9 protein-coding genes, 1 other RNA gene and 5 pseudogenes are annotated in these 16,538 nt (G+C 65.4%); 2 read left to right on the top strand and 13 right to left on the bottom strand.

Annotated elements, in window-relative coordinates:
* The 5 genes and pseudogenes from WJW29_RS11655 to WJW29_RS11635 form a co-directional block, all read right to left on the bottom strand.
* Nucleotides 1-203: pseudogene (locus WJW29_RS11655) on the bottom strand (IS5/IS1182 family transposase); the annotation flags it as partial.
* Nucleotides 204-314: 111 nt separating this feature from the next.
* Nucleotides 315-791, bottom strand: a pseudogene (locus tag WJW29_RS11650) (hypothetical protein); the annotation flags it as partial.
* A 322-nt stretch (nt 792-1,113) separates the two neighbouring features.
* Nucleotides 1,114-1,190: non-coding RNA, sX9 sRNA (locus WJW29_RS11645), on the bottom strand.
* Between the two features lie 67 nt (nt 1,191-1,257).
* The gene (locus tag WJW29_RS11640; protein ID WP_012445197.1) at nt 1,258-2,601 is read right to left on the bottom strand and encodes a polyhydroxyalkanoate depolymerase; all 1,344 of its coding nucleotides are present in this window, start codon (nt 2,599-2,601) and stop codon (nt 1,258-1,260) included.
* Nucleotides 2,602-2,741: 140 nt separating this feature from the next.
* Nucleotides 2,742-3,344: a class I SAM-dependent methyltransferase gene (locus WJW29_RS11635; RefSeq protein WP_011408316.1), complete on the bottom strand. Its 603-nt coding sequence runs from the start codon at nt 3,342-3,344 to the stop codon at nt 2,742-2,744.
* A 73-nt stretch (nt 3,345-3,417) separates the two neighbouring features.
* Here WJW29_RS11635 and WJW29_RS11630 point away from each other — a divergent pair, with 73 nt between their 5' ends.
* The gene (locus tag WJW29_RS11630; RefSeq protein WP_011408317.1) at nt 3,418-3,864 is read left to right on the top strand and encodes a CopD family protein; all 447 of its coding nucleotides are present in this window, start codon (nt 3,418-3,420) and stop codon (nt 3,862-3,864) included.
* 77 nt (nt 3,865-3,941) lie between these two features.
* Here WJW29_RS11630 and WJW29_RS11625 read toward each other — a convergent pair whose 3' ends face one another.
* The 6 genes and pseudogenes from WJW29_RS11625 to WJW29_RS11600 all read right to left on the bottom strand — a co-directional run bounded on the left by WJW29_RS11625 (nt 3,942) and on the right by WJW29_RS11600 (nt 10,606).
* Nucleotides 3,942-4,208 (bottom strand): hypothetical protein, encoded by a 267-nt coding sequence (locus WJW29_RS11625; protein WP_012445196.1) that lies wholly within the window; start codon nt 4,206-4,208, stop codon nt 3,942-3,944.
* Between the two features lie 350 nt (nt 4,209-4,558).
* Nucleotides 4,559-5,473: pseudogene (locus tag WJW29_RS11620) on the bottom strand (DUF3526 domain-containing protein); the annotation flags it as partial.
* A gap of 18 nt (nt 5,474-5,491) precedes the next feature.
* Nucleotides 5,492-6,319: pseudogene (locus WJW29_RS11615) on the bottom strand (ABC transporter permease subunit); the annotation flags it as partial.
* A complete protein-coding gene (locus WJW29_RS11610; protein ID WP_011258681.1) occupies nt 6,310-7,722 on the bottom strand; it encodes a DUF3526 domain-containing protein in 1,413 nt (470 codons plus the stop codon). The pseudogene WJW29_RS11615 and the gene WJW29_RS11610, both read right to left, overlap by 10 nt.
* The gene (locus tag WJW29_RS11605) at nt 7,719-8,456 is read right to left on the bottom strand and encodes an ABC transporter ATP-binding protein (protein WP_011258682.1); all 738 of its coding nucleotides are present in this window, start codon (nt 8,454-8,456) and stop codon (nt 7,719-7,721) included. Before WJW29_RS11605 ends, WJW29_RS11610 begins: the two co-directional genes overlap by 4 nt.
* Nucleotides 8,456-10,606: a TonB-dependent receptor gene (locus tag WJW29_RS11600; protein WP_113014035.1), complete on the bottom strand. Its 2,151-nt coding sequence runs from the start codon at nt 10,604-10,606 to the stop codon at nt 8,456-8,458. The genes WJW29_RS11605 and WJW29_RS11600 overlap by 1 nt, the downstream gene beginning before the upstream one ends.
* 308 nt (nt 10,607-10,914) lie before the next feature.
* On the opposite strand from WJW29_RS11600, the pseudogene WJW29_RS11595 reads away from it, so the two are divergent.
* A pseudogene (locus tag WJW29_RS11595) lies at nt 10,915-11,365 on the top strand (transposase); the annotation flags it as partial.
* 110 nt (nt 11,366-11,475) lie between these two features.
* On the opposite strand, the gene WJW29_RS11590 reads toward WJW29_RS11595, so the two are convergent.
* Both WJW29_RS11590 and dnaE read right to left on the bottom strand, forming a co-directional pair.
* Nucleotides 11,476-12,435: an acetyl-CoA carboxylase carboxyltransferase subunit alpha gene (locus tag WJW29_RS11590; RefSeq protein WP_011258685.1), complete on the bottom strand. Its 960-nt coding sequence runs from the start codon at nt 12,433-12,435 to the stop codon at nt 11,476-11,478.
* A 175-nt stretch (nt 12,436-12,610) separates the two neighbouring features.
* On the bottom strand, nt 12,611-16,201 hold the full coding sequence (dnaE, locus tag WJW29_RS11585) for a DNA polymerase III subunit alpha (RefSeq protein WP_011258686.1): 3,591 nt from the start codon (nt 16,199-16,201) through the stop codon (nt 12,611-12,613).
* Nucleotides 16,202-16,538 lie beyond the last annotated feature (337 nt).

Here is a 16,538-nt window from a genome sequence, read left to right as displayed (position 1 = left end):
CCGGCCACTTGCACCGAGGGGCCGAACAGATCGTGTTGCGCCACCGCGCGACCTGCGCGCACCTTGCGAGCGAAATGCGGCGCCAACACCGCCTCGATCTGCGCCCAGGGCAGCCGACGGGCCAGCACCGCCAGCGGGTGGCGCGGATCGATCATCTCGGCCAAGGGCTGGCGGAAGAAGTCGGCGTTCTGGGTGTGGGCCATTGGTAAAACTCCCAGGAATCAGATGCTGATAGACCAATTGTGAGGGATCGGCGCCCCTGCTGTAACGCCGCAAACCCTGTGTTCATGCGGGGTCGCGGGGTTTTGCAGGGGCGACTTGGTACCTTCGTTGCGTCCATCCAGGCTGCCGTGCGCCAACTCCGTGTACAGACGGAAGTGCTCGCCGACATGGAAATCCGCGCCGAAGAAAGCGCGCAGCAGATATTGCTGCTGCGAATGGCGACCGGGAACCAGGCCCGGATTGGTGAGGGTGTTGCTGCGCACGCGCAGCTCGTTGCTGAGCGACACATACACATCGCCGTCTTCGTTGAGCGGGATGTACTTGGGCGGATCGAACGGGATTTTGCGCTTGGACGGGTCCTTCAGATACGACCAGTCTTCGGCCCAGCGCACCTGCCACATGTTGCCACCCTGCTTGGCGCCCCAACCCTGCGCTTCGAGCGAGTAGCCCTTGGCGGTGGCCGATGCGGGGGTGACCGGCACCTTCACCGGCTCGGCCACGGCCTGCTCGGCATTGGTCGGCGCCGGCTGCACCTGTGCCAGGCCAAGGCCCGACAGCGCCAACCCTATCGCAAGTCACAGGCGCCGTGTGGCACCAACGGAAGTATCGGCCATGGCCGGCTGCGCCAAGCGTGTCATTTGCATCGTGTTGCCCTATCGAAACTGAAAACCCCTGGTCGAAAGTTATCGGCATGGGGGATGCCGACTGTAGTAACGCCGCAGAACGGCTGTAACCCAAAGGTTGCAAGCTCATGAACGTACGGGATGCGACAGGTATGCGCAGCGTTGATGGCGGCGTTTGCCGCCGTACGTGACCTTCCCTGAGCGGCTGCACGTAGAGCACAATAAAAAAATCCCCGGCTGTGCCGCGGATTTCATTATTACTTGGAGCGGCTAACACAACGTCGCGAGCAGCGGTCAGGTGGGCGCGGACGGCGCGCTCAGAACCGCAGTGGACGCGTGGTACACGCCGATTCCGAGCACCGGCCGCGCCCGCCTGGCGGTGAGCGCAGTCGTTTTGTTAGCCGCTCTTGGATCAGGCACGTTTACTGCGCTTGCGGATCGGCGTCACGGTGGCCGGGTCACGGCTGCCGACCGGGTCCGCGTCGTAGCGGGCGATGAATTCGCGTACCTGCGGGTACACCACTTCGCGCCAACGACGTCCGCTGAAGATGCCGTAGTGACCGGCGCCTTCCACCACCAAATGGCGACGATGCGCGGCGTCGATGCCGGTGCACAGGTCGTGCACCGCCTCGGTCTGCCCGAGGCCGGCGATATCGTCCAGTTCGCCTTCGATGCTCAGCAACGCGGTGTTGCGGATCGCCGACGGCGTGACCAGTTGGCCATGCACTTTCCACTTGCCCTGCGGCAGCAAAAACTCCTGAAACACCACGCGAATCGTGTCCAGGTAATACTCGGCCGGCATGTCGAGCACGGCGTTGTATTCGTCGTAGAACTGCCGATGCGCCTGCGCATCCTGCAGGTCGCCCTTGACCAGATCGGTGTAGAAATCCCAGTGCGACATCACGTGCCGGTTGGGGTTCATCGACAGGAAACCGGCGTGCTGCAGGAAGCCCGGATACACCCGGCGGCCATGGCCCGGATACGGGAACGGCACGGTGTGGATCAGGTTGTTCTGGAACCACTCGATGCCGTTTTCGGTGGCCAGGTCGTTGACCTGGGTGGGGCTGCGACGCGCATCGATCGGCCCGCCCATCATCACCAGCGAGCGCGGCGTGGGTTCGTCGTTGCTCGCCATCAGCGACACCGCTGCCAACACCGGCACGGTGGGCTGACACACGCTCACCACATGCAGACGCTCGGCGCCGATATGGCGGATGAACTCCTGGATGTAGGTGATGTAGTCCTCAAGCCGAAACGCGCCGGCTTCCAGGGGCACCATGCGCGCGTCCACCCAGTCGGTCACATAGACCTTGTGGTTGCGCAGCAGGGTGCGCACGGTGTCGCGTAGCAGCGTGGCGTGGTGACCGGACAATGGCGCAACCACCAGCACGGCGGGCTGCTCTTTCATCTTGCCGATCAGTTCGACGTGGTCGCTGAAACGCTTGAAGCGCAGCAGCCGGCAGAACGGCTTGCTCAGCACTTCGCGCTCGATGATGGGTAGCGAATGGCCATCGACCTCGACATCGTCGAGCGCCCAGGCGGGCTTTTCGTATTCCTTGCCCAGACGGTGGAACACCTCGTTGCTGGCGGCCATGCGCTCGGCGCCCGGGAGCGACGCCCACAAGCTGTCCCGGTCGGAAAACATCTTGGCGTTGGCCTGGGCCTGATGCACCCAGGGAGCTAGCAGATTGCGCGTCAGCTCATGCAGTTGATAAAGCATTCCACCCATCCGTGCGGTTTTGCTGCCACGCAGCATACTGGTTTTGGTGCATTTGCACCTTAATGGGGCTGCCAAGGGTGGAGTCGGTCAGGCGAACTGTGCCAAGCGTCCGGTTCGGTCCGGTCGTCGCGGTCGTGGATGGACCGACCTCTACCATCGCACGCTGTGACGCCCGGTCAGCTGCGTTCCAGCGCGGCCGCGTCACCGGCCAACTGCGGCGACAGCCAACAGTGCGACCCAAGTGCGGCGAAGCCGACGCTGGTCAGACGCCGCTGGTACCAGTGCGCCGGTCGCGCCTGGAAGCCTTCATGGTCGCCCTCGAAGGCGTCTTCCTGGGCAAAGGTTTCCAGGAAGGCCACGCCGCCGCACAACTCGGCCAGGCCCGGCAAGCCCTGGTTGAACTCGCGCGTGGGCAGGTAATGCAGCAGGTCGGCGCAGATCAGCAGATCCACCGGCGCGCAGGGGCGCAACCAGGCGAAGTCGCCGAAGCGGGCAGGGTGGATCTGCCGGCTGCGTCCATAACGCTGCACGCTATAGGCGCTGCTGTCGAAACCCAGGTAACTGATGCGTGGACGCAGTGCCAGCAGCGGCGCCCGCCAGGCGGCTTCGCCGCAGCCAATGTCCAGCACGCTGCGGATAGGGCGCTCCAGGTAGTACTCCGCCTGCGCCACTGCCAGTGCGACCTTGCGTCGCAGGCGTGCCGGGTCGGCTAGCCCGGCGTGGCGATACCAGCGTTGAAAATAGGCGGCGTCGTACTGCTTGGCATCGGATGTGGGCATGCAGCTGCGTGCCATCGTGCACGCGAATCGGGGAAACTACCGATCATCCTACGCGAGCCAGCGGAGCCAGCGCATGACCTTGTACCTGTGGATCAAGACCTTCCACCTGCTGTTCGTCATTGCCTGGATGGCGGCGGTGTTCTACCTGCCACGGATCCTGATCAACATCGCCGAGGCCGGCGACGATGCCGGCGTGCGTGCGCGGCTGGTGCTGATGGGACGGCGGCTGTATGGCTTCGGCCACAGCATGCTGGGCCTGGCGCTGTTGTTGGGGGCGGTGTTGTGGCAAGGCTTCCGCTTCATCCCGGATTTTCCGACCATGGTCGCGGGCGGTTGGTTGCACGCCAAGCTCGCGGCGGTCGCACTGATCCTTGCGCACTACAGCGTGTCCGGCCGCTGGTTGAAGGGCGTGGAACATGGTTGTCCCGTGCCCAGTGGGCGGGCGCTGCGCTGGTTCAACGAATTGCCGGTCATCCTGCTGGTGGCGGTGATCTGGCTGGTGCTGGCCAAACCGTTTTGAGCGAGCGGCCGGCGGTGCCGCTCAGCGGGTCGCCTCCACGTACAGCGCGTGCGGCTCGTGATGACGCTGCCGGCTGGTCACCCCGGCTCGTCTGGGGTGTCCAGCGCGGCCATCGCCTGCGACAGCGGCAGTGGTGCTGCAGCCAGTCGGCGTGGGAGGGCGGCTGGACGCCGACATGCAGGCAGCGCAGCGCGCGATCCAAGCACCCCATCGTGGGCGTCCAGCGGCAAGATCACGTCGGTGTCGCTGAGGAAGCCGTCGGCATGACGCAGGAAGCCGTCGCCTTCGCGCCGGTTGATGCGGGTCATCGCCTCGGACACGCCGGCGTTGCGCTTGAACAGCAACCAGGAGCCGGCCGACGGCTGGCCTTCCCCATTGCAGCATCAGCCGACGCAGGCTCTCCCACGGATAGAACGCGCATTGCGCCCAGGTCGGATCGGCCGCATCTTGCTCGGCGGGGACCTCGCGCGGCAGCGGGAGCTGCAGTCCGAGCAAGCCATGGGGCATTACCAGCGCTTCGATCGCGTCCAGTTCGCATCGATGGCGTAGGTAAGGGAACACTTGGTCGGCAATTACCAGGGCGAAACTCCGCGCTGGCGGCTCGGCGTCCGGCAGGCGATTGACGTGCGCCGGCACGGTGCGATCGAAGCTGTACTCGGTCCACGGCGCCCAAGGATGGCCACGACATGGAATGCATCCAGGCACGCAAAAACGCGATCCAGCGCATCAACCAACGCAGGTTGTCGCCGGCTGCGCAGCTGAGCACGTGCAGTGCATCGCCCTGGGCGCCTTTGAGTCGGCAACGGCACAGCCGGCAGTCGTGTTTCAGTTGACCGATCACCGGTTCCACCGCTTGCCGTCGCTTGATCCAGCGCCACTGCCGGCGCGTCAGCGTCTTGGCCTTACCACGATGCAGGACCTGCACCCCATCGACTTCGCGCCCCCGATAGCCCAGGTCCACGAGCGCCACGTTCGGTACGACATTGACGTCCTGCAGCAGCATGCGTGTCTGCTCCAGTTGCTCGGCCAGGGGATCGCCGTCGCACGGATTGCCGGGGAAGCGAGGCGCATCCACCCCCCATCCCTCGCAGGCCGTCACCGTAATGCCGACCTTGACGCCAAACGCGTACGGTTGACGTGCCTTGCCCTTGCCGATGCGTTCCACTCAATGCTCAGGCCCGAACGCCGGCAACTTTTTCAAGTCCTCCGCCGAAAGGCCCCGCCGGTCCATGACGGCAGGCATGAAAAATTGTCGCCACCGCTGCTCGAATGCGTCTACCTGGTCGCGATACCGGAGATAGCTCGCAGCGTCGGTGCCAGCAAGAAATTCGCCCCACAGCACCAGGGCCAGACCCGGCGACGTCCAAGACCACCGCGTCACGAAGGCGGCCTGCTCGGCGCGGCAGGCATCGAACGAACGCGCGAGCGGTCCGAGTGCCGCTTCCTGGCTCAGCGCACGTGCAACGAAGGTCGCGGGCCAAACCGCGATCGCCGGTGCCTGCACGCCGGGGTGTGCCGCGTACCAGGCTTTCGCCAGGTCTTGTTCATGCGCTTCGCTTTCCTGCTGGGCCGCGCGGATCCGCACGATGGACAGCAGCCGGGAGGGCATCGGCGCGGCGCGTTCTGCCGCCAGCGCCAGCGCAGCGGGCACTGCGAAGGTCAAGGTAAGCCAGAGGCCCAGCGCGGCCAGCATGCTGCTTGCGCCGGAGACAGGTAACCACGATAGGCATCCACCGAGCACGACCCACACCAACGTGAATACGGCCAGTGCGCCGATCCAGGCCAGCATCACAGGCGCGTTCGAGCCCGGGTCCAGCAGCAGTGCCGGGAGCGTGGCCAGCGCCGTGACGGCCCAGATGCAGAAGCAACGCCAACCCAGCGCCGCAGCCACCAGGGGCCACATCCCGTGCATCGATTGCACGCGTAGCAGGCCGAGGCGACCGTGCTCCCGCTCTTCTTGCAGGAGGCCGCTGCACAGCACGAGCGCCACGAGCGGCAGGAGCAGCGCGACCATGGCCGGTACGCCGGGCAGGCCAGTGTCGTTCAAAAGAGGATTGCGCAGAGGTCCCAGGTCTGGCGATTCGATCAACCGGTTGTCGAGCGAAGCCTTCAAGCGCGTTGGCAGCACCGAGAGCCGCTGCACGCCCAGGCCCAGGCCTGCCTGAACTGGTATGCGCGTGACACCGAGCTCGCCGCGGCCCAGCTCGTAAGCGGCAATCGCGGCGGCGGGGCCCGGCGGGGTTTTCAACTGCGCCGTTGCGGAGTTGATCGCGGCGGCTCTTGCTGCTGCATCCAGCGCGGCGGCAGAGCGCCATGCGCGCGCGTCGAGCCCTGCGCAGACGGCCGAGGCCAGCAGAACCGCAAACAAGGCGATCAGCGCCATCCACGCCACGGGCTGTCGCCACAGCTTCGAACCTTCCGCGCGCCAGTAGTGCCGGGACGGGATCAGCTGCATGGGTCGAGTCTGCGTGAACCCAGCCACAGCGCGCTGACGGCCGCCATGAACCATGCCGCCAGCACGGCGCCGTCAGCAACGACCGCACGCAGGGAACATCCCAAGCCGGGGTCTGCGTACCGCCAGGGCGGGATCGCCTGCCACTGCAAGTTGCCGGCGTATTTGTCTTCGAGCGAGGTGACGCCGCGGGTCGCGGCCAGATCCCATTCGTCCATCCGAGTAGTGAACTGCTGCCGGTACGCTTCGGCCGATTCCTCGAAATGCTGGCGGTGCGCCAGGTCGGTGCCGGCCAGCGCGCTGGCCACGGACCGCATCGCGGCGTAGGGGCTCAAGACCGTGCACCACCGTAGAAGGCCTTGCTGTGCCAATTGCGCATCTTCGAGTTCCTTAAACCGCAGCGCGTGGACCTTGTTCGAATACGCATCGCGGAACAGGCGCCGTTTGGCGTTCGCGCCAAACGGCAGGTCTTCGAGGCGGGCCACCCGGTATTCGGCCAGCAGGTGTGCATCGAAAGCTCCGAGCCGCGCTGCGGCTGCGCCGTCTCCGGGCAGACCCTTCTCGATACTGTCGTGGATTCCCGACCAGAATTGTTCGCCCGTCGGGAGGGGGGCGATGTGCTCCACCCACGATGCCGCCAACCGGGGAACGATGAAGACAGCCGCGATCCAGAACGCGATCATGACCAGCAGCGCCGCGCGGGAGCTGGTGCAAAAAGCCGAGACGAGCACAGTGCCCGCGGCCCAGGTCGCGTAATAGGGCAAGAGGGCTGCACCAAGGGACGCCGCCGCCGCCATGCCACGCGGGTCCGCCATCATGCCCCAGGCACCCACAATCAGGGCCGGGGCGAGCACCAGGGCCAATCCGGCACACAACCCCAGCCACTTGCCCAGAAGCAACGGGGTCGCGCGTGCGCCACAGGCATGCAACATGCGCAGCGTGCCGAGTTCGCGCTCTTGCGTTACGGTGCTGTGCCCCAATACCGCGATGAGCAGCGGCACCAGCGCGAGCAGAACGAAGGCGGGCGTGAAGGCACCCAGTCCCAGCGCGGGCGCTGCATCGGCCGCAGGCGTGAACATCGCCATGTTGCGCTTGTGCGGCTCCAGCCACAGGGCCTGGCCTGTCTGTGCATCCACGCCCGGTTCTACGCTCGAAAGTGCGCTCCTGGGCTTGAACGCATAGAGGCCGAAATGGGCAGCGCGGTGCGGGTTCTTGTCGCCCTGGTGGTCCCACTGGTCGCGGACCGCATGTTCTACCGCGCTGCGCTCCTGTTCGGCCTTGTCGCGCCGATCGACTGCCGTGAACAGCATCGCGATGAAGAGCAGCGCCAACGTCAGGCCCAGGCTCCACAGCCGACCGTCCCGGAGCAGTGCCAGCGTTTCCTTGCGCGCGATCGAGGCCATCATCGCGCCATCGCTTCCGGCGTGCCCCGCGCATGCGCCAGGTAGATGCGCTCGAGTTCGGCGTGGGCGACATCTGCGGTTTCGAACTCTGCGACCAACCGACCCTCGCACAGGATGCCGATATGGTCGGCGACCTGGAGCGCGTTGAAGAGATCGTGCGTCGCCATCAAAATGGCCATGCCCCCTGCCTTGGCTGCAAGGATGCCTTGTGCGAACTCGTTGGATGCCGACGGGTCAAGGCCCGAGGTCGGCTCGTCGAGGAGCATCGCCGTGGCCCTGCGGGCCCGGGCAATGGCCAGGCCGACCTTTTGCCGCATGCCCTTGGAGTAAACCGCCACCCGGCGGTCGTGCGCGTCGCCGGCCAGGCCGCTGCCGTCGAGCAGGGCCCTGGCCTGCGGCTTGGTCAGCGCGATTTCCGACAGCGCGCAGAAATACCGCAGGTTCTCCACGCCTGACAGATAGGGATACAACGCGACGTTTTCGGGCAAGTACGCCAGGCGCGCACGCGCCGCTTCGGGGTGCTGCGACGCATCGATCCCGTCCACCAGAGCGCAGCCCTGCGATGCCGGAACAAAGCCCAGAAAGGCGTTCAGCGTCGTGGTCTTCCCTGCACCGTTGCCGCCGAGGAGCGCATACACGCGGCCTGCGGGAATGCGCAAGTCCAGCGCGACGAGCGTGTCTTTGCCACCCCGGCGAACGGTGAGCTTGCGCGCCTGAAGCGTCGCGTCCTCGCCCATCAGAAGAAATAACGCAGCGTGGCACCGACCGTGGTTTTCGGAACCGGCGAAACCAACAGCCCTGCCGCCGTGCCGTAGGCGATTTCCGATCCGTAACGTTGGGGTTGGAACGTCGCGTACAGCGAGAACTGGGCGGGACCGTAGTCGTAGGTCGACCTGACGTCGTAGCGTGTGTAGAGTGGCATGGTTCGCTCCTGCGTCGTGGGTGTACCGACGTAGTAGGGGATATCGTCGATCAGGTAGGCGTCGGCATTGAGCGTCATCTGGCCCGCGCCGAGGCCGAACTTGTGCTGGGCACCGGCCTTGAACTGCACGCCGGGAACGGAGAGCTTCGCACCGGTATTGGCGGCCGGATTGTTGACCTTGGCCTCCAGGATGCGGCCGACGCTCGCATACACGCTTGATGCGGTGCCGAGCTGCCAGCGCGTCTCCAGTTCCACACCCTTGCGCGTGGTATCGCCGACTGACCTGAACGAGCCGTCGGCCTGCGAGACGATCTCGTCGCTGTTGAGGATGTCGTAGGCGGATCCCGAAACCATCACGTCCGTCGTGGGATTCGCGGTGAATCCCATGTCGTAGGAACGCACCTTGCTCGGCTTGACCTGGCTGATGACGCCGCCGGACGCCCCGAGCGGTCCGGTCGCGCCGCTGCTGCTGATTTGCTCGGTGGCCGGCGACCGCATCCCCTCGGCGACGTTGGCGAAGAGCTCCAGCCGCGGCAGCACCGTCCAAGAAGCGCCCAGCTTGGGCGTCAAGACGCCTTTCCGGTACCCCGTGCTGGCCGCCGGAAGTTTCAGGTTGGCGATGTCGTAGTCGAAGCGGTCGTACCGGGCGCCGGCGCTCAGTTTGAGATCGCGTGTCGCCCTCCACTGCCCCTGCGCGAAAAAGCCGTAGGTGACCAAATCGAGGTCGACGTCGTTCGCGTAGTTCGCGGACGGCAGCCGGTTCACGTAGATGCGGCGGAAGGCGCTGCCCGAGTCTTTGCGCAGTTCCGTTCCCACCGCCAGGCTGGCGTCGCCGAAGACGGTGTTGTGGTAGACGCGGGCGCCATACATGTCGCGGTCGTCCTCGCCCAGGAGATGTCGGGTTGCACTCGTCGCGACGGCGCGCTGGCGGTAGAGGCTCTCGCCGTAGGCAGTCGCGTACCAGCCCTCTTCGCCGGCTGTCGGCGCCCGATTCACGACCACGCTGGTGCGCCGCGCGGCCCCGAAGCCCGGGTTGTTGAATTGGGTCGAACGCGGGTCCAGGCCTTTCTGCAGGTCGGAGAGCGCCAAGTAGCCAGCGGCCTGGAAATCGGACACATAGCGTGTCAGGCGCAGGCTGTATTTTCCGCTGTCCTGTTGCGTGGACAGCTTCCAGGAGAGGCTCTCCCGGTCGGTATTGGATGCATAGCGATAGCCATCGTTGCGGGACAGGTCGGCAACCAGGAGGGAGTCGACTTGCGAGAGCTTGTTGGACAGCACCAGGGCCGTGCGCCTGAGCCCGTAGCGCTCCGCGCTGACGCTCACGCTCGACGGGGTCGCGTCGCCGCCGTCGCGGGTACGGATGTCGACCGCGCCGGCCCGGTTCTGGTCGCCATAGAGTGCCGAGACGGGGCCCTTGATGACGTCGATGCCGCCGATTAGCTCGGGCGGCAGCCATTCGAGGAACACCGCGCCGTGGCTAGCGATGCTCTGGATCGACGGGATGTTCTGCGGAACACCATCCACGTACACGGCCGTGTCGGCTCCGTGCGTGCCCTGGGTCGCGAAGCCGCGCATCCGGAAACCGTTGCCGGTGTCCCCCTGGTCGATGTTGTTGGCCAGGACCCCCGGCACCCGGCGAAAGATATTCGAAACGTCGCGACCGACATTGGTGTTGGCGATGTCTTCCTGACCGATGTGCTGCACGGTGGTGGGCAGGGCCTGCGGGTTGAGGGTGATCTCTGAGCGGTCGCCGACTTGGCGGGAGTCGCTGTCGGAATCGCCGAGTACCCGCACCGAGGGCAGCGTGCTGGCCGACGCAGTGGTGGTCGATGGCGCGGTGGCACCCGCGCTCTGGGCGTGAGCAGTAAGAGCAGTGCCCATCGTCGCCGTCAACGCGGCGAAGGCGAGTAGGGGGCGGAACAACGGCTGCGGCGATGGGCTGTTAGCGAGGAAACTGTTTTTCATGGGATTATAAATAATTTGTCCTGCGGCCATTTTTATAAATGCCCGCGCAATTTAGTGACCAAGGTGACGGCAATTGCTACTGCAAGCCCGACTTTAAGAGTAAATCGGGAATATATGCACCACAAAAACCGTTTAATTATAAAGATTTCTGGCGACCTCAGCAACAACCTCAAACTGACCCACCGTGATCGCTCATCAGCAAATGAGTCGTCCCTGCAAAACCCCGCTACCCGGCATGAACACAGGGTAGCAGGGGCGCCGATCCCCCCACTTGGTCTATCAGCATCTGATTCCCTGGAGTTTTGCCGATGGTCCACACCCAGAACGCCGACTTCTTCCGCCCGCCATGGGCCGAAATGATCGATCCGCGCCACCGGCTGGCAGTGCTGGCCAGGCGGCTGCCCTGGGCGCAGATCCAAGCCGCTCTGGCGCTGCACGTTGTCCGCAAGGTGCGCGCAGGACGCTCTGTTCGGTCCCTCGGTGCAGGTCGCCGGCGTTGGTATTGCCGCTGCTGGTCGCCCACGCCTGATGGCCAGCCTGGCGTACATGAAGCACGCCGACAAGCTCAGCGGCGAGGAACGGGTGCAGCGCTTGGCCGAGAACGTGGTCTGGCAGCACGTCAGCGGCATGGTGTTCTATGCGCCGCGCCTGCCCTGCGATGCCATGCAGGTCGGGCGTTTTCGCGCTGCCATCGGTGAGGCCGGGGGCGAGGAATGGCTCAAGGCCACCATCGACACCGCGGTGTCCTCGCTGTCACTGGGGGCCGGGGTTTTTCAGGAGCGAATACTGCGCCTGCGCCAAGCCCAGCAGCAGGGTGGGATCGTCGCGATACAGGGAATCAGTGGCTGCGAGCGGCCATGGTGGGATTCTCAGCGGCCTTCGTAGGCGCCGTAGCTGCGCAGGCGCTCATAGCGCTGCTGCAACAAGGTCTCCAGTGGCACCTTCTCCAGCGCGTCGAGCTCGTTGAGCAGCACGGCCTTGAGCCGCTTGCCCATCTGCTGCGGATTGCGATGGGCGCCACCGGTGGGCTCGCGGATGACCTTGTCGACTAGGCTGAGATCCTTCAGACGGCGGGCGGTCAGTCCCAGTTGTTCGGCGGCGTCCTTGGCTTTGCCGGCGTCCTTCCACAGGATCGAGGCGCAGCCTTCCGGCGAGATCACCGAATAGGTGCCGTATTCCAGCATCAGGGTGCGGTCCCCCACGCCGATCGCCAGTGCGCCGCCGGAGCCGCCTTCGCCGATGACGGTGCAGATCACCGGAATTTTCAGCTCGGCCATTTCCAGCAGATTGCGCGCAATCGCCTCGGACTGGCCGCGCTCTTCGGCGCCGATGCCCGGGTAGGCGCCGGGGGTGTCGATAAAGGTCAGCAGCGGCAGCCGGAAGCGCTCGGCCAGCTTCATCAGGCGCAGCGCCTTGCGGTAACCCTCCGGGCGCGGCATCCCGAAGTTGCGCGCCACCTTGGTCTTGGTGTCGCGGCCCTTCTGGTGGCCGATGATCACCACCGGGCGGCCGTCGATACGGCCCAGGCCACCGACGATGGCCTTGTCGTCGGCATAGGCGCGGTCGCCGGCCAGCTCCTGGAATTCGTCGCAGATGGTGTTGATGTAGTCCAGCGTATACGGGCGTTGCGGATGGCGCGCAAGCTGGGAAACCTGCCAGGCCGACAGATCGCGGAAGATCTGCGCGGTGCGCACGCGCAGCTTGTCGCGCAGCGCACGCACTTCGGTCTCCACGTTGACCGCAGGCCCGGTACTGGCCTTGCGCAGTTCCTGGATCTTTGCTTCCAGATCGGCGATGGGTTGCTCGAAGTCGAGGTAGTTAGGATTCATGCAATGGCGTCGTCAACATAAGAAGGGGAGTGTAGCTGAAGCGGTGTGGCTGGCCCGTACGCAGCCGTGCGGTTGCACGGCAGGGATTGGGGATTCGCAACGGCGGTCTGTTGCAGCGTGAAGTCGCAGTGCTGCTTTTACGAATCCCTGATCCCGAATGCCCAATCCCGGCCCCTCACGCCCACGGTGGGCTGTACTTGATCTTCAACGTCCGCACCGCGGGGTCGGCGCGCAGGCTGTCCATGAGCTGCTGGTCGATGCGCACCGAGTGGCTGCCGTTGAGGTCGAGCATGCCGGCCACGCCACCGCTCTGGGCACGTAGCAACAGGTCCAGGCGCAAGGGAGTCTTGCCGGGGCGGTGCTTGGCCAGCAGCGCGTCGATGCGCTTGAAGGCCTGTTTTTCGCGCAGATCCAGACGCAGCGACAGGCGCTGCGCGTGGTCGGCGCAGATCTGCTCGTAGTCCCAGCACTGGCGGATGCGCAGGCTGTAGCCGCCGTTGAATTCGTCCTCGCGCAGGCCGCCCTTGACGATCAGGATGCGGTCGCGGGTCAGCAGGTGGCCGAACTCGGCCATCGCATCGGAGAACGCGCTGCATTCGACCCGGCCACGGCCGTCTTCCAATTGCACGAACACCTGGCTGTCGCCCTTGCGGCGCACGCCGATCACCTGGCCGGCAAGAATGGCGCTCACTTCAGGACGCCAGGCGCGTTTTTCGCCATCGCCGCCGCCCCCACCGGCGCCACGTTGTTGCGACGCGAGGATCTTTTCCAGCGCGCCCAGGTCGCAGCCGACCAGCTCGCGCACTTCTTCGCGGTGCGGGTCGAACGGGTGGCCGCTGAGGTAGAAGCCCAGCGTTTCGCGCTCGCTGGTGAGCAGCTGGCCCAGCGGCCATTCCTTGCTTTCGGGCAGGTCCAGGCGCATTGCCGGCGCGCTCGGGTCCGGACCGCCGAACAGCGAGTTCTGCCCCGAGGCGCGTTCGCGCGCCATCTGCTCGGTGGCCTTCATCACTTCGGGCAACTGCAGCATCAGCGAAGCGCGGTTCTTGCCCAGCCCATCCATCGCGCCGGCATTGATCATCGCTTCCAGCGTGCGCCGATTGAGCTTGGTGGTGCCCACGCGCGTGCAGAAATCCAGCAGCGTGGTGTAGGGGCCACCGCGCTGGCGTTCTTCGACGATCGCCTCGCACGCGCCCTGGCCGACGCCCTTGATCGCGCCCAGGCCGTATTGAATGGTGTCCGGGCTGGCCGCCTCGAACATGTAGGCCGATTCGTTGACGCGTGGCGGCTTGACGGTGAGGCCGAGGTTGCGTACCTCATCGAGAAAGCCGACCACCTTGTCGGTGTTGTCCATGTCCGAGGACAGCGTCGCGGCCATGAATTCGGCCGGGTAATGCCGTTTCAGCCATGCGGTCTGATAGCTGACCAGCGCATAGGCGGCCGCGTGCGACTTGTTGAAGCCGTAGCCGGCGAACTTCTCCATCAAGTCGAAGATTTCGTCGGCCTTGGCCGCGCTGACGCCGCCCTTGGCCGCACCTTCGCGGAAGATTTCGCGGTGCTTGGCCATTTCGGCCGGCACCTTCTTGCCCATTGCACGACGCAACAGGTCGGCGCCGCCCAGCGAGTAATCGCCGACGATCTGCGCCATCTGCATCACCTGCTCCTGATACACCATGATGCCGTAGGTGTCTTTCAGGATGACTTCGGTGCGCGGGTCGGGATAGACGATCTCCTGCTGGCCATGCTTGCGCGCGTTGAAGTCCGGGATCAGGTCCATCGGGCCGGGGCGGTACAGCGACACCAGCGCGATCAGGTCTTCGAAGCGGTCCGGGCGCGCGTCCTTGAGCAGGCGGCGCATGCCCGAGGATTCGAACTGGAACACCGCGCCGGTGTTGCCCAAGGCGAACACGCCCTTGTAGGTGGGCACGTCGTCGAGCGGAATGGTGGTGATGTCGACCGGGTCGATGCCGGCGCGTGCGTGGCGCACGTTGATCGCCTTGACCGCCCAATCGATGATGGTCAGCGTGCGCAGGCCGAGGAAGTCGAACTTCACCAGGCCCACCGCTTCGACGTCGTCCTTGTCGAACTGGGTGACCGGATTCTTGCCGCGGCCGTCTTCGTCGTGTTCGGCGAACAGCGGGCAGAATTCGCTCAGCGGCTCGGGCGCGATCACCACGCCGCCGGCGTGCTTGCCGGCGTTGCGGGTGAGGTCTTCGAGCTGGCGAGCCAGGTCCATCAGGTCGCGCACGTCGTCTTCGACCTGGTAGCGCTGGATCAGTTCCGGCGAGGCCATCTCCGAATCCTTGCCTTCGCCCATCGCATCCTTGAGCGTGATGCCCAGGATGTTGGGGATCAGCTTGGCGACGCTGTCGACCAGACCATAGGTGAAACCGAGTACGCGCCCGGCATCGCGCACCACCGCCTTGGCGGCCATGGTGCCGTAGGTGATGATCTGGCTGACGCGCTCGCGGCCGTACTTGCGTGCCACGTAGTCGATGACTTCGTCGCGGCGGTCCATGCAGAAGTCGATGTCGAAGTCGGGCATCGACACGCGCTCGGGGTTCAAGAAGCGCTCGAACAGCAGGTTGTACGGCAGCGGGTCCAGATCGGTGATCTGCAGCGCCCAGGCCACCAGCGAGCCGGCACCGGAGCCACGCCCTGGGCCGATCGGAATGCCCTGGTTCTTGCCCCACTGGATGAAGTCGGCCACGATCAGAAAGTAGCCAGGGAAGCCCATGTTGATGATGGTGTCCAGCTCGAATTCGAGCCGGTCCACGTAGTCCTGGCGCGTCTTGCCCGGTGCAATCGGGCTTTTTTCCAGACGTGCGGCCAGACCGTCGCGCGATTGGCTGCGGATCCAGCTGTCCAGCGTCTCGTCGTCCGGCACCGGGTAGGCGGGCAGGAAGTAGGTGCCCAGGCGCATCTCGATGTTGCAGCGTTGCGCCAGCGCGTGGGTGTTGTCGATCGCGTCGGGGATGTCGGCGAACAATGCCGCCATCTCCTCGCTGGATTTCAGGTACTGCTGGTCGCTGTAGTCGCGCGGGCGCTTGGGGTCGTCGAGCACGCGGCCCGAGGAAATGCACACGCGCGCTTCGTGTGCGTTGAAGTCGCTTGCATATAAAAACCGCACGTCATTACTGGCCACGACCGGCAGCCCGCGTACGCCCGCTGCGTTGAGCGCGAACTGGTTGAAGCGTTCTTCGCACTCGCGACCGGTGCGGGTGAGTTCCAGGTGCAGGCCGTCGCCGAACACGCGCTGCCAGTCGGCCAGTTGTTGCTCGGCCAGGTCGGCGCGGCCTTCGCTGAACAAACGCCCGGCCAAGCTGTCGCGGCCGGCCAGCGCAAACAGGTTGGCGTGGCCGGCCTGCAGCCATTCCGGATGGATCGCCACGCCGCCTTCCGGGCGGTGGCCTTCCATCCAGGCGCGGGTGAGCAGCCGCGACAGGCTCAGGTAGCCCTCCCGGTCGCGGCACAGCAGGGTCATGCGCCAGGGCGTCATGTCCGGTGTGGCGATCATCACGTCGGCGCCGGCGATCGGCTTGATGCCCACGCCTTCGGCGGCCTTGTAGAACTTGACCAGTGCGAACAGGTTGTTGAGGTCGGTGACCGCCAACGCGGGCATGTCGATTTCGACGGCCCGGCTCAGCAGGTTGGCCTGCTTGGCCTTTTTCGGGTCAGCCTGATCCGGTTTCTCGGGCACACGGATAGTGGAATCCGCCAGCGAGAACTCGGTGTGGACGTGCAGATGGACGAAGCGGGAAGTGGACATGCGAGACCGGAATAATGCGCTGTCAGGGTACCGGCGGGGGCGGGGACGGACAAGGCTTGACAGCTGGGGCGGCGGGAGCGGGCCGACACCCCGGAGCCGAGAGCGTGGTGCCAACATCTGGGTAAATCGCTTGACGCCCGGGCTCTGAGATACCGCTGTGGGCCTGCGTCCGGGCGTGTCTGTGAATGTCGGGCCGGTGCGGGTGGAACGGTGCGTGCCTTCAACGGCGCGGTGCCTTGCCCGACTTACGGCTGTTATCGCTCCCGACTGCAACAGGCAGTTTGCGGGGGGCAAGCGATCCGTTTTCGCCGGTCTTGGCGGATTGCGCGGCCGGCGG

The sequence above is a fragment of the Xanthomonas sp. JL1 genome (assembly GCF_038405005.1).
Note: the sequence above shows the minus strand (reverse complement) of the source record. Positions and strands in the feature narration are given on the sequence as shown.

Bases quoted from the DNA above. Each gene is read 5' to 3' on its own strand.
- WJW29_RS11640 (WP_012445197.1), bottom strand. From the start codon at position 2,601: ATGCTGCGTGGCAGCAAAACCGCACGGATGGGTGGAATGCTTTATCAA.
- WJW29_RS11635 (WP_011408316.1), bottom strand. From the start codon at position 3,344: ATGCCCACATCCGATGCCAAGCAGTACGACGCCGCCTATTTTCAACGC.
- WJW29_RS11630 (WP_011408317.1), top strand. From the start codon at position 3,418: ATGACCTTGTACCTGTGGATCAAGACCTTCCACCTGCTGTTCGTCATT.
- WJW29_RS11610 (WP_011258681.1), bottom strand. From the start codon at position 7,722: ATGATGGCCTCGATCGCGCGCAAGGAAACGCTGGCACTGCTCCGGGAC.
- WJW29_RS11605 (WP_011258682.1), bottom strand. From the start codon at position 8,456: ATGGGCGAGGACGCGACGCTTCAGGCGCGCAAGCTCACCGTTCGCCGG.
- WJW29_RS11600 (WP_113014035.1), bottom strand. From the start codon at position 10,606: ATGAAAAACAGTTTCCTCGCTAACAGCCCATCGCCGCAGCCGTTGTTC.
- WJW29_RS11590 (WP_011258685.1), bottom strand. From the start codon at position 12,435: ATGAATCCTAACTACCTCGACTTCGAGCAACCCATCGCCGATCTGGAA.
- dnaE (WP_011258686.1), bottom strand. From the start codon at position 16,201: ATGTCCACTTCCCGCTTCGTCCATCTGCACGTCCACACCGAGTTCTCG.